Annotated in this window: 13 protein-coding genes; 7 read left to right on the forward strand and 6 right to left on the reverse strand. The window is 69.5% G+C overall.

What is annotated here, in order from left to right; translation table 11 throughout:
* Positions 1-8 precede the first annotated feature (8 nt).
* Together OG504_RS21340 and OG504_RS21345 are read right to left on the reverse strand one after the other, a co-directional pair.
* Positions 9-1136 carry an adenylate/guanylate cyclase domain-containing protein gene (locus tag OG504_RS21340; protein WP_405991267.1) on the reverse strand — a complete coding sequence of 376 codons (1128 nt, stop codon included), beginning with the start codon at positions 1134-1136 and terminating at the stop codon, positions 9-11.
* A 118-nt stretch (positions 1137-1254) separates the two neighbouring features.
* Entirely contained in the window at positions 1255-2130 is an 876-nt protein-coding gene (locus OG504_RS21345; protein WP_405991268.1) for a biotin--[acetyl-CoA-carboxylase] ligase, read from the reverse strand.
* 136 nt (positions 2131-2266) lie between these two features.
* On the opposite strand from OG504_RS21345, the gene OG504_RS21350 reads away from it, so the two are divergent.
* Positions 2267-3868 (forward strand): acyl-CoA carboxylase subunit beta, encoded by a 1602-nt coding sequence (locus tag OG504_RS21350; protein WP_405991269.1) that lies wholly within the window; start codon positions 2267-2269, stop codon positions 3866-3868.
* A gap of 13 nt (positions 3869-3881) precedes the next feature.
* A complete protein-coding gene (locus tag OG504_RS21355; RefSeq protein ID WP_405991270.1) occupies positions 3882-4091 on the forward strand; it encodes an acyl-CoA carboxylase subunit epsilon in 210 nt (69 codons plus the stop codon).
* A gap of 53 nt (positions 4092-4144) precedes the next feature.
* Here OG504_RS21355 and OG504_RS21360 read toward each other — a convergent pair whose 3' ends face one another.
* Entirely contained in the window at positions 4145-4933 is a 789-nt protein-coding gene (locus tag OG504_RS21360) for an SGNH/GDSL hydrolase family protein (protein ID WP_405991271.1), read from the reverse strand.
* Here OG504_RS21360 and OG504_RS21365 point away from each other — a divergent pair.
* The 3 genes from OG504_RS21365 (at position 4902) to OG504_RS21375 (ending at position 6141) form a co-directional block, all read left to right on the forward strand.
* The gene (locus OG504_RS21365; protein WP_405991272.1) at positions 4902-5159 is read left to right on the forward strand and encodes a hypothetical protein; all 258 of its coding nucleotides are present in this window, start codon (positions 4902-4904) and stop codon (positions 5157-5159) included. The two genes, OG504_RS21360 and OG504_RS21365, sit on opposite strands and share 32 nt — an antisense overlap.
* A 201-nt stretch (positions 5160-5360) precedes the next feature.
* Positions 5361-5489 carry a morphogenic membrane protein MmpB gene (gene mmpB, locus OG504_RS21370; protein ID WP_267885198.1) on the forward strand — a complete coding sequence of 43 codons (129 nt, stop codon included), beginning with the start codon at positions 5361-5363 and terminating at the stop codon, positions 5487-5489.
* 31 nt (positions 5490-5520) lie between these two features.
* A complete protein-coding gene (locus tag OG504_RS21375) occupies positions 5521-6141 on the forward strand; it encodes a Maf family protein (protein WP_405991273.1) in 621 nt (206 codons plus the stop codon).
* Here the strand turns inward: OG504_RS21375 and OG504_RS21380 are convergent, their stop codons facing one another.
* Positions 6142-6603: a hypothetical protein gene (locus tag OG504_RS21380; protein WP_405991274.1), complete on the reverse strand. Its 462-nt coding sequence runs from the start codon at positions 6601-6603 to the stop codon at positions 6142-6144.
* Positions 6604-6992: 389 nt separating this feature from the next.
* Here OG504_RS21380 and OG504_RS21385 point away from each other — a divergent pair, with 389 nt between their 5' ends.
* Positions 6993-8765, forward strand: a complete 1773-nt coding sequence (locus OG504_RS21385) for an acetyl/propionyl/methylcrotonyl-CoA carboxylase subunit alpha (RefSeq protein ID WP_405991275.1) — start codon at positions 6993-6995, stop codon at positions 8763-8765.
* Positions 8766-8881: 116 nt separating this feature from the next.
* Positions 8882-9457, forward strand: coding sequence for a TetR/AcrR family transcriptional regulator (locus OG504_RS21390; protein WP_405991276.1), 576 nt, complete (start codon positions 8882-8884; stop codon positions 9455-9457).
* Positions 9458-9670: 213 nt separating this feature from the next.
* On the opposite strand, the gene OG504_RS21395 is transcribed toward OG504_RS21390, so the two are convergent.
* Together OG504_RS21395 and OG504_RS21400 are read right to left on the reverse strand one after the other, a co-directional pair.
* The gene (locus tag OG504_RS21395) at positions 9671-10636 is read right to left on the reverse strand and encodes a DeoR/GlpR family DNA-binding transcription regulator (protein ID WP_405991277.1); all 966 of its coding nucleotides are present in this window, start codon (positions 10634-10636) and stop codon (positions 9671-9673) included.
* A gap of 164 nt (positions 10637-10800) precedes the next feature.
* Complete coding sequence (locus OG504_RS21400) at positions 10801-12249, reverse strand: NAD(P)H-quinone dehydrogenase (RefSeq protein ID WP_262056026.1); 1449 nt, start codon at positions 12247-12249, stop codon at positions 10801-10803.
* Positions 12250-12298: the final 49 nt, after the last annotated feature.

Raw genomic sequence — 12298 nt, forward strand, 5'->3', positions numbered from 1 at the left:
AGTTGGGGCTACGCCGGTGACGAATCCCGGCGGGTGAGGAGCCAGGGTTCGACAACTCCCAGGCCGCGCACGGGTCGTTGCCACATCGGCTGGAGGGCGAAGCGGTACGTCGGGGGGTCCTCGCCCTCCTTCTCGGCCGTGGCCGCGGCTTCCGCCGCCTCCGCCTCCGAGGCCGGGGCCTCGCCGCTGCGGATCAGCTCCTCGGCGAAGGCGCTGTCCACCAGGACGGCGTCGCGAGGCGCTATCGACGTGAGCCGGGAGGCGAGGTTGACCGTCGTGCCGAAGACGTCGCCCATGCGGGTCGTCACCGTGCCGAAGGCGATGCCGACGCGGAGTTCGGGCATCGTCTCGTCGTTGGCCATGGTCTCGATGAGGCGCAGGGCGATCTCGGCGGCGACCCCGGCATCGTCCGCGGAGAAGAGGACCTCGTCGCCCAGGGTCTTGATGAGGCGGCCACCGCGCGCTGCCACGAGGTCGGCGGCCGTGGTCTCGAAGGCCTCGACGAGTTCGCCGAGTTCCTCCTCCTCCATGCGGCGGGTCAGCCGCGTGAAGCCCACCAGGTCGGCGAAGCCGACGGCCAGGCGCCGGTCGACCATCTCCTCGTCGTCGCCCGCCTGGACGACCCGGCCGGCCGAGGCGGCGAGCTGGCGGCGCCAGACGTAGACGAGGAATTCCTCCAGCTCGGGCAGGAGCAGCTCGATGATCGGGTACGTCACCTCGGTGCGGGACATGCCCGGTTCCGGGGGCTCGGTCAGGCCCTCCAGGAACGAGTCCATCTGCCAGCCGGCCAGCCGCGCGGTGGTCTGCCCGGTGGAACGGGCCACCTGCACGGCCATCGCCTCGCTCAACAGCCCCGCCTCGACGAGACCGGCCAGGCGCCGCAGCGCGAGGACGTCGGCCTCCGTGAACGCCTTGGCCTGGCCGACGTCGGCGAAGCCCATGGCCCGCCAGAAGCGCGTGGCCAGCTCCATGGAGACGCCGGCGGTGCGGGCCGCCTGGAAGGGGGTGTAGCGGCGCTCCGCGCCGAGGATGAGTCCTTCGAGACGCAGCGCGAGGGGATCCTCGCCGGGTTCGGCGGCATCGGGGGCCACCCGGCCGTCCGCGTCCGCGCCGGAGCCCGTGTCGTCGACGGTCACGCCTGCTGCCCTTCCGATCTGCCACGGTCAGGTATCGACCGGGCCCAATGCTACGGCAGGTGTGGGCCAGCTCACTCCTTGAGTCACATGGGAAGAGCCGCCACAAGAGCGGTCGGGGTCACGCGGGGCGCAGGTGGACGATGTCGCCCGCCCCCACGGGCTCCTGTACGCCGTCCTCCGTCGCGAGGACGAGCCGCCCGTCGCCGTCGATCGCGACGGCCTCCCCGGTGATGGACCGGTCGCCGGGCAGTTCGGCCCGGACGACCCGGCCGAGCGTCGAGCAGCCGGCCGCGTAGGTCTCCTGGAGGCCGCTCTCCAGCGGGTCGCCGCCCGCCGAGCGCCACTTGTCGTACCAGTGCTCCAGGGACCGCAGAACCGCCCGCAGGAGGGGATCGCGGTCGGTCGTGACCGCCCCCGCCAGAGCCAAGGAGGCCGCCTGGGGGACGGGCAGCTCGTCCTCGCGCAGGGTGACGTTGATGCCGACGCCGACGATCACCGCGTCGTCGCCCGCGCGCTCGGCGAGGATGCCGCCGGCCTTGCGTTCCTCGCCGCCGACAGTCACCAGGAGGTCGTTGGGCCACTTGAGTGCCGTGTCCACGCCGGCCGCCCGGGACAGGCCCGTCGCGACGGCGACCCCGGTGAGCAGCGGGAGCCAGCCCCAGCGGGCCACGGGAACATCGTTCGGCTCCAGGAGCACGGAGAAGAACAGCCCCGAGCGGGCCGGTGCCGACCACTGCCGGTCGAGCCGCCCACGCCCGGCGGTCTGCTCCTCGGCGACGAGCACCGCACCTTCTTCGGCGTTCCCCGCGAGTGCCAGGGCCATGAGGTCGGCGTTGGTGGATCCTGTGCGCTGCACGACCTCGATGTCGCAGTAAAGGCCCCTGTGGCCGCCGTCCCGCACCAGGCCCTTGCGCAGCGCCGCACCGTTGAGCGGCGGACGGTCCAGGTCGGACCAACGACTGTTGTTCTCGTCTGAGGCATCTCGCGGCGTCATGCAAGCCACCCTAGGTGTGTGTCGTGCAAGCCACTCAAGGTGTGTTGTACGCCGCACTGCCGATCGGTAGGCCCGCCACTACTCTACGGATGAGTAACCCGTCCCCCTTTTGAGCAGGCAGGGAGCCGCAATCCCGATGTCCGAGCCGGAAGCGCCTCAAGAGATCGACATCCACACCACCGCCGGGAAGATCGCGGATCTTCAGCGCCGTATCCAGGAAGCGACGCACGCCGGCTCGGCACGTGCGGTCGAAAAGCAGCACGCCAAGGGCAAGTTGACGGCCCGTGAGCGGATCGACCTGCTCCTCGACGAGGGGTCCTTCGTCGAGTTCGACGAGTTGACCCGGCACCGTTCCACGGACTTCGGCCTGGAGAAGAACCGCCCCTACGGCGACGGAGTCGTCTCCGGGTACGGCACGGTCGACGGCCGCCCCATCGCCGTGTTCTCCCAGGACTTCACGGTCTTCGGCGGCGCCCTGGGCGAGGTCTACGGCCAGAAGATCGTCAAGGTGATGGACTTCGCCCTGAAGACGGGCTGCCCGGTCATCGGCATCAACGACTCCGGCGGCGCCCGCATCCAGGAGGGCGTGGCCTCCCTCGGCGCGTACGGCGAGATCTTCCGCCGCAACACACACGCGAGCGGCGTGATCCCCCAGATCAGCCTGGTCGTAGGCCCGTGCGCGGGCGGCGCGGTGTACTCCCCCGCGATCACCGACTTCACGGTGATGGTCGACCAGACCTCGCACATGTTCATCACCGGCCCGGACGTCATCAAGACGGTCACGGGCGAGGACGTCGGCTTCGAGGAGTTGGGCGGCGCGCGCACCCACAACTCGGTGTCGGGCGTGGCCCATCACATGGCGGGCGACGAGAAGGACGCGATCGAGTACGTCAAGCAGTTGCTGTCGTACCTGCCGTCCAACAACCTCAGCGAGCCCCCGGCGTTCCCCGAGGAGGCGGACCTCACCGTCACGGACGAGGACCGCGAGCTGGACACGCTGGTCCCGGACAGCGCGAACCAGCCGTACGACATGCACACGGTGATCGAACACGTCCTGGACGACGCCGAGTTCTTCGAGACGCAGCCGCTGTTCGCCCCGAACATCCTCACCGGCTTCGGCCGGGTCGAGGGCCGCCCGGTGGGCATCGTCGCCAACCAGCCGATGCAGTTCGCGGGTTGCCTGGACATCGACGCGTCCGAGAAGGCGGCCCGCTTCGTCCGCACCTGCGACGCGTTCAACGTCCCGGTCATCACCTTCGTGGACGTCCCCGGCTTCCTCCCCGGGGTGGACCAGGAGCACTACGGCATCATCCGCCGAGGCGCAAAACTGATCTACGCGTACGCAGAAGCAACAGTCCCGTTGATCACGGTGATCACCCGCAAGGCCTTCGGCGGCGCCTACGACGTCATGGGCTCCAAGCACCTCGGCGCCGACCTCAACCTCGCCTGGCCGACCGCCCAGATCGCCGTCATGGGCGCCCAGGGCGCGGTCAACATCCTGCACCGCCGCACGATCGCGGAGGCGGAGGCGGCAGGCGACGTGGAGGCGACGAGGGCCCGCCTGATCCAGGAGTACGAGGACGCCCTCCTCAACCCCTACATCGCGGCCGAACGCGGCTACATCGACGCGGTCGTCCTCCCCTCCGACACCCGCCGCCACGTCGTCCGGGGCCTACGCCAACTCCGCACCAAGCGCGAGTCGTTGCCCCCGAAGAAGCACGGCAACATCCCCCTGTAGAGGAGCAGCCCCCATGAACATCAAAGTCGTACGGGGCAACCCGACCCCGGAGGAACTGGCAGCGGCCTTGGCGGTAGTCAGAGCGCGCGCAGCCGCGGCGGCGACCACATCGCCGGGCGCCCCGAGACAGCGGGACGCCTGGTCCGACCCGTCACGTATCGCTTCCGCGAGGCTCCCCCACCCAGGGCCCAGTGCATGGACCCGCACTTTCTGGCCGGGCTAGAAGTCACCTAGGGGCGCGGGGAACTGCGCGACCAGCCACAACGGACCCGCGCCCTACAAACAACGCAACACAGCCTCAGCCATCACCCCGTACCCCTCGTCATTGGGGTGCAGTTGATCCCCGAAGTCATAAGCAGGGTGCAGCCGATCCGATTCACCCGGATCGGCCATCACCCGATTCAGGTCAACGACCCGGTCAAACTCCCCCGAGCAACGAACCCACTCGTTGACCTCATGACTGACCTTCGCCGCCCGCTCCCCCCAGTGATCCGACCCCCCGAACGGCAACAAGGTCGCCCCGATCACTGAGAGTTCACGGGCTTGCCGTATCAACTCCCGATACCCGGCGATGACTTCACCCGCCGAAACCACCGGCGCCGGCTTGTACGTAGGCTGCACATCCGTCTCGCTGAACCCGATGTCATTGAGCCCCAGCAACACAACGACCGTGTCAACCCCGGCCAGTTGAAGCACATCACGCTCAAACCGGCGCACCCCCCGCTCCCCGTACCACGCGGAGTCGTTGAGCAGCAGATTCCCCCCGATCCCCGCGTTCAGCACGGCCCGCCCCGTCCGCGAGGCCAACGCGTCCGACCACCGCCGATCGGCCCCCGTCGTAGACCCGAACCCGTCGGTGATGGAGTCACCAAAAAGAACAATCCCGTCCGTGCGCCCGGAGTCGGTCTCGACGGCGGACAGGAAGTACCACGACTCACTCGACTCGGTGAACTCGTTCCCGCCCCCACCCAGCAGACTCCCCGCGCCCCGACAGCTGGTCGCAAAGGCCTGCGCATGGAAGGTGGCCGGTCCGGTGGCCGAGTCGAAGTACAGCGTGACGGCCACCGACTCCCCTGCTTCTACGGCGAGTTGGACCGAGTCACTCACCAACTCCCCCCGCGCGGGCATCTCCCCCTCCGGCGAGCCCTCGAAGGCCAGCCGCACCACAACCCCACCGGCGGCCACAGAGCCCGCAGCGATCCTCACCGGCGAGTTCCCGTACGCATTGGAGAACCGCACCCGAACCCGCTCCCCACCCGCCGTCAACCGCACGACCTGGCGCAACGACTGACGCCAGAACCCCTCACGGGACCAGTTCGGAGTGAAGCCTTCGCTGGGGAGCTGGGGTGACGCGGTCCAGGCAGTGGCGAACATGACACACCCTCCAAAGGGAACCTCGGTTCCATTAGACTAACGGAACCACAGGCCCTTTTGGAAGAGTTGAGTACCCGTACTCAGGCGCCCCGGCCCAAATCGCCGCAAGCTCGGAAGCATGTTGTGGTCCGACCCCGATGACGAGCCTCCCAAAGACCTGCGGGAGACAGAGGTCATGTTGCGGCGGCTCGGGATTCTCATGGCGCTCGCGATGGTGCTGGCGATGATCGTGCTCGGGCTGACGTGAGGGCCCAGAGCCACGCCGATACTCTGAACGCATGACAGATCAGCCGCGCCGCCGACTCGTGCTCGCCTCCCAGTCCCCCGCCCGGCTGGGCCTGCTGCGCCAGGCCGGACTGGACCCCGAGGTGATCGTCAGCGGGGTCGACGAGGACGCCGTCAGCGCCCCCACCCCGGCCGAACTCGCCCTCGCGCTCGCCGAGGCCAAGGCCTCCGTCGTCGCCGCGAAGCCCGAGGTAAAGGGTGCGCTCGTGATCGGCTGCGACTCCGTGCTCGACCTCGACGGCGAAGCCCTCGGCAAGCCCGCCGACGCCGAGGAGGCCACCGCCCGCTGGAAGGCGATGCGCGGGCGGGCCGGGACCCTCCAGACCGGGCACTGCGTCTACGACACGACGAGCGGCCGGTACGTCTCGGCGACCGCGTCCACCGTCGTCCGTTTCGGCGAACCGACCGACGCCGAGATCGCCGCGTACGTCGCCTCGGGCGAACCCCTCTACGTCGCCGGGGCGTTCACCCTCGACGGCCTGTCGGCACCGTTCATCGAGGGCATCGACGGCGACCACGGCAACGTGATCGGCATCAGCCTGCCGCTCGTTCGCCGCCTGCTGACCCAACTGGGCGTCGGCATCACGGAGTTGTGGACACCCCGGGAGGGATGATCAGGAGGGGCTGGGGGCGGCCGGCGGAGCGATCTGCCCCGGACCCTCGCTCTCGCCCTGCTCGGGGCTCCCCTCGGACGGGGCTTCCAGGCGGTCGTACGTCATCAGGAGCAGGACGACCAGGCCGAGCACGACCACCATGGACACGAACGCTCCCGGGCCCACCAGACCCCACGCGAACGCGCCCAGCAGGCCGTGCACCACGGCCACGCTGATCAGCAGGATGCGGCCGAAGCCGGCCGGGGCCCGGTCGCGCAGGGCGACGAGGAGGGCGACCACTCCGCACAGGGCGAAGTAGAGGCCGAAGACTATGCCGCCGACCTTCGAGGAGATGGACATCGCGTCCGGGTCGAGACCGGCCAGGGACATGTCCTGGCGGTCGACGACGATCCCCAGGAACCAGTTCAGCGCGGCCACTCCGAGCGCCTCCACGAAGAGGACGAGCGCCAAGATCCATGCCACCGGCCTGCGCACCACCGGCCCCACCCACTTCCGACTACCGCTCGATCAAGAGCCTTGTTACCTCAAGTACGTTCGAGACAACCCGAACGCTACTAACGGGTAAACCGCGGGACAAGGGTTGCGTTGGGGGCAAAGAATCATTGGGCCATTCGTAGGGACTCCACAAAGAAACGGCGTGGCACGCGGCACGCTCTCACAGAGACCTTGCCCACACCGGAGAGCTAGGGTTTCCACGAGGAGTCCTGCGTACCGAGGTGCGACAAGGGATTTCGCGGGTCGAGCAGGCCTCGCATCACGCTCCGTGTGGGCAAGCTCACCACTGGGGACGGGTCGATGCGCCGTGTCGGCAGTCCCTAAACTCGGCTTGTTTCAAGGAGGGAGCCTCAATCGTGCGCAAGGTGCTCATCGCCAATCGTGGCGAAATCGCTGTCCGCGTAGCCCGGGCCTGCCGGGACGCCGGGATCGCGAGCGTGGCCGTATACGCCGACCCGGACCGGGACGCTCTGCATGTCCGCGCCGCGGATGAGGCGTTCGCCCTGGGCGGTGACACACCGGCGAGCAGTTACCTGGACATCGGCAAGGTCCTGGGCGCGGCCCGCGAGTCCGGTGCCGACGCCATCCACCCCGGCTACGGATTCCTGTCGGAGAACGCCGAGTTCGCCCAGGCGGTCCTCGACGCGGACCTGATCTGGATCGGGCCGCCGCCGCAGGCGATCCGGGACCTCGGTGACAAGGTCGCCGCCCGGCACATCGCCCAGCGCGCCGGTGCCCCGCTGGTGGCCGGTACGCCGGACCCGGTGTCGGGTTCGGACGAGGTCGTCGCGTTCGCCGAGCAGCACGGGCTGCCCATCGCGATCAAGGCCGCCTTCGGTGGCGGCGGTCGCGGTCTGAAGGTGGCCCGCACGCTCGAAGAGGTTCCCGAGCTGTACGACTCCGCGGTGCGCGAGGCGGTCGCCGCCTTCGGTCGCGGCGAGTGCTTCGTCGAGCGCTACCTGGACAAGCCGCGGCACGTGGAGACCCAGTGCCTGGCCGACTCCCACGGCAACGTGGTCGTCGTGTCCACCCGTGACTGCTCCCTCCAGCGTCGCCACCAGAAGCTCGTCGAGGAGGCGCCCGCGCCGTTCCTCTCCGACGCCCAGGTCGCCGAGCTGTACGCCTCCTCGAAGGCGATCCTCAAGGAGGCCGGCTACGTCGGCGCCGGGACCGTCGAGTTCCTCGTCGGCCAGGACGGCACGATCTCCTTCCTCGAGGTCAACACCCGCCTCCAGGTGGAGCACCCGGTCACCGAGGAGGTCGCCGGCATCGACCTCGTCCGCGAGATGTTCCGCATCGCCGACGGCGAGGAACTCGGCTACGGCGACCCCGAACTGCGCGGCCACTCCTTCGAGTTCCGCATCAACGGCGAGGACCCGGGCCGCGGCTTCCTGCCCGCGCCCGGCACCGTCACCACGTTCGCGGCGCCGTCCGGTCCGGGCGTCCGCCTGGACGCCGGTGTCGAGTCCGGCTCGGTCATCGGCCCGGCGTGGGACTCCCTCCTCGCCAAGCTGATCGTCACCGGCGCGACCCGCGAGCAGGCGCTCCAGCGTGCCGCGCGTGCGCTGGACGAGTTCACCGTCGAGGGCATGGCCACGGCCATCCCGTTCCACCGCGCGGTCGTCAAGGACCCGGCCTTCGCCCCCGAACTCACCGGCTCCGCCGACCCGTTCACGGTCCACACCCGCTGGATCGAGACCGAGTTCGTCAACGAGATCAAGCCCTTCGCGGCTCCCACGGACGCCGAGGCGGACGAGGACGCGGACCGCGAGACGATCGTCGTCGAGGTCGGCGGCAAGCGCCTGGAGGTCTCCCTCCCGGTCTCGCTCGGCATGTCCCTGGCCCGCACCGGCCTCGCCGCCGGGGCCAAGCCCAAGCGCCGCGCGGCCAAGAAGTCCGGCCCCGTCGCCTCCGGCGACACCCTCGCCTCGCCGATGCAGGGCACGATCGTCAAGGTCGCGGTCGAGGAGGGCCAGGAGGTCAAGGAGGGCGACCTCATCGTCGTACTCGAAGCCATGAAGATGGAACAGCCGCTGAACGCGCACAAGTCCGGCACGATCAAGGGACTTGGCGCGGAGGTCGGTGCGTCCATCACGTCCGGCGCGGCGATCTGCGAGATCAAGGACTGACCCACCGCACGTTCAGAGGTGCCCGGCGGACAGGAACAGCCTGTCTTTGCCGGGCACTTCTGTAATCAACGCCTGGCATGCTGACGGGAACGAGCCGAGGAGGGCAGGTGGGAACCATGGCCGACACAGCCAAGCCGCCGGCGGGGCTGCGTGCCGATGCCCGCCGCAACTACGAGCGGCTGCTTGCCGAGGCCCGGGTGTGCTTCGCCGCGCACGGCACGGACGCGTCCCTGGAGGACGTGGCGCGGCGTGCGGGTGTCGGTATCGGCACGCTGTACCGGCACTTCCCCAATCGGCAGTCCCTGATGAGCGCGGTCTTCGAGGACGCGGCGGGTGAACTCCTCGCGCGTTCGCGGGAGTTGCTGTTGGCTCCGCAGCCGTGTGTGGCTCTGGTGACGTGGTTGCGGGAGATGGTGACGCACGCGAGTGAGTACCGGGGGCTTTCCCGGGCGTTGATGGCGGTCGACCATGACGGGTCGTCCGCGCTGGCCCGGTGCAGTCATCCCATCCGGGAGGCGGGGGGTGCGTTGCTGTTCCGGGCGCAGGAGGCGGGTGACGTGCGTGGGGATGTCGAGATCGGCGACCTTCTCCAGCTGACCCACGCGATCGCTCTCGCGGCTGAGGGCAATCCTGGGGATCCTGAACTGGCGGACAGGTTGCTGACGTTGACGTTGCGCGGGTTGAAGCCGTAGCACTGGTTCGGTCTTCGGGTGCGGCGCCGTCGTGGCTGGTCGCGCAGTTCCCCGCGCCCCTAAAAGACATGGGCTGACCCGCGTTTTCAAGGGGGCGTAGTTCCCCGCGCCCCTAAATAGACGGGCCCGTTGCAGCCGACCTGCGTTTAAGGGGCGCGGGGAACTGCGCGACCAGCCCCCCACCGGGCCTGCACCCGAAAGCCGGGCCCTCGGTCAACGCCTTCGCAGATCCGCCACCCTTGCCGCGCGCTCCCGCTCAGGGGACTCCCCGCCCAGCACACCCGCTGCCCTCAACCCCGGTCCACCGCCCGGTACTTGACCCCGTCGCGGTGCCGGGAGGGGGACGTCTCGGCGGCGTTGGTCCCGTGTCGGGGTCTGGTCACCCCCCTGGCTTCCCGATGCGCCGGCCACGGCGATCTGCACCCCCTGGTCGGCCAGCGCCTGCAACTCCGTGGCGGCCCGGTCGTCGTGGGCCGGGGGCTCGTCGGTGACGAGGCGGGTGATGACGTCCGTGGGCACGGTCTGGAACATGGTGTCCGTGCCGAGCTTGGTGTGGTCGGCCAGGACGACGACCTCGGCGGCCGCCTGGACGAGGGCCCGGTCGACGGACGCGGAGAGCATGTTGGACGTGGAGAGGCCGCGCTCGGCGGTCAGTCCGCTCCCGGAGAGGAAGGCCCGGGAGACACGCAGGCCCTGGAGGGACTGTTCCGCCCCGCTGCCCACCAGCGCGTAGTTGGAGCCGCGCAGGGTGCCGCCGGTCATGACGACCTCCACGCGATTGGCATGGGCCAACGCCTGGGCCACCAGAAGGGAGTTGGTGACGACGGTCAGTCCGGGCACCCGGGCGAGCCGGCGGGCCAGCTCCTGGGTCGTGGTACCCGCCCCCACCACAATCGCCTCGCCCTCTTCGACGAAGCTGGCGGCGAGATCGGCGATGGCCGTCTTCTCGGCGGTCGCGAGATGCGATTTCTGCGGAAAGCCGGATTCTCGCGTGAACCCGCCCGGCAATACCGCACCGCCGTGCCGGCGGTCGAGGAGTCCTTCTGCCTCCAGTGCGCGCACGTCCCGCCGTACGGTCACTTCGGAGGTCTGGACGACGCGGGCGAGCTCACGGAGCGATACGGCCCCATTCGCTCGCACCATTTCGAGGATCAATTGGCGACGTTCTGCAGCGAACACGAAACTGACAGTAACCCCAACGACCGTCTGCTTTCAGGTGTTTGCGCCGAATAACGGAAGTTGTTCGTACAGCAGGACGGGAAGTGGTATAGGGCCTAGTCTCGCCGCCTATGCCGCCCGAATGGTCGACAACTCCCCGTGACCAGCGGGGAGTCCGTTTCGGCTCAGACTTCGCCCGTCGCCTTCCGTGTGTGGAGCTGCCGGGCCACCTCGGCGATCGAGCCCGAAAGAGACGGGTAGACGGTGAAGGCGTTCGCGATCTGTTCGACCGTCAGGTTGTTGTCGACGGCGATCGAGATCGGGTGGATCAGTTCCGAGGCCCGGGGCGCCACGACCACACCGCCGACGATGATGCCGGTGCCGGGACGGCAGAAGATCTTGACGAAGCCGTCGCGGATGCCCTGCATCTTCGCGCGCGGGTTGCGGAGGAGCGGGAGCTTCACGACGCGGGCGTCGATCTTGCCGCCGTCGACGTCGGCCTGGGAGTAGCCGACCGTGGCGATCTCCGGGTCGGTGAAGACGTTCGACGACACCGTCTTCAGGTTCAGCGGGGCCACCGCGTCACCCAGGAAGTGGTACATCGCGATACGGCCCTGCATAGCGGCCACCGAGGCGAGCGCGAAGATCCCGGTCACGTCACCGGCCGCGTACACGCCCGGAGCCGTCGTACGCGAGACCTTGTCGGTCCAGATGTGGCCCGAGTCGCGGAGCCTGACGCCCGCCTCCTCCAGGCCCATGCCCGCGGAGTTCGGGATGGCGCCGACGGCCATCAGGCAGTGCGAGCCGGTGATGACGCGGCCGTCGGCGAGGACGACCTCGACCTTGTCGCCGACGCGCTTGGCGGACTGGGCGCGGGAGCGGGCCATGACGTTCATGCCGCGACGCCGGAAGACGTCTTCGAGTACGGCGGCGGCGTCGGGGTCCTCGCCGGGCAGGACGCGGTCTCGGGACGACACGAGGGTGACCTTGGAGCCGAGGGCCTGGTAGGCGCCGGCGAACTCGGCACCCGTGACACCGGAACCGACCACGATCAGCTCTTCGGGGAGCTCGGTGAGGTCGTAGACCTGGGTCCAGTTCAGGATGCGCTCGCCGTCCGGGCGGGCGTCGTCCAGCTCGCGGGGGTGGCCGCCGGTCGCGATGAGGACGGCGTCGGCGACGAGGGTCTCCTCGGTGCCGTCGGCGGCCTTCACGATGACCTTGCGGGAACCGTCGATCGCCTGCATGCCGTCGAGCCGGCCACGGCCGCGCATGACACGGGCGCCGGCCCGGGTCACGGACGCGGTGATGTCGTGCGACTGGGCGAGCGCGAGGCGCTTCACACGGCGGTTGACCTTGCCGAGGTCCACGCCGACGACCCGGGCCGCCTGCTCCAGCGGTGGGGTGTCGTCGGCGACGATGATGCCGAGTTCCTCGTACGACGAGTCGAAGGTGGTCATCACCTCGGCCGTCGCGATAAGGGTCTTCGACGGGACGCAGTCGGTCAGCACCGACGCCCCGCCCAGACCGTCGCAGTCGACGACGGTCACCTCCGCGCCGAGCTGCGCTGCCACCAGCGCCGCTTCATAGCCGCCGGGTCCGCCACCGATGATCACGATCCGAGTCACGTACCCCATTGTCCCGCACGCATCAAGGTGCTTCCGCCCGGGGGCGACGGGAGGTGCG

Origin of the sequence: Streptomyces sp. NBC_00986, from assembly GCF_045162565.1 — a bacterium.
Lineage (GTDB): Bacteria > Actinomycetota > Actinomycetes > Streptomycetales > Streptomycetaceae > Streptomyces.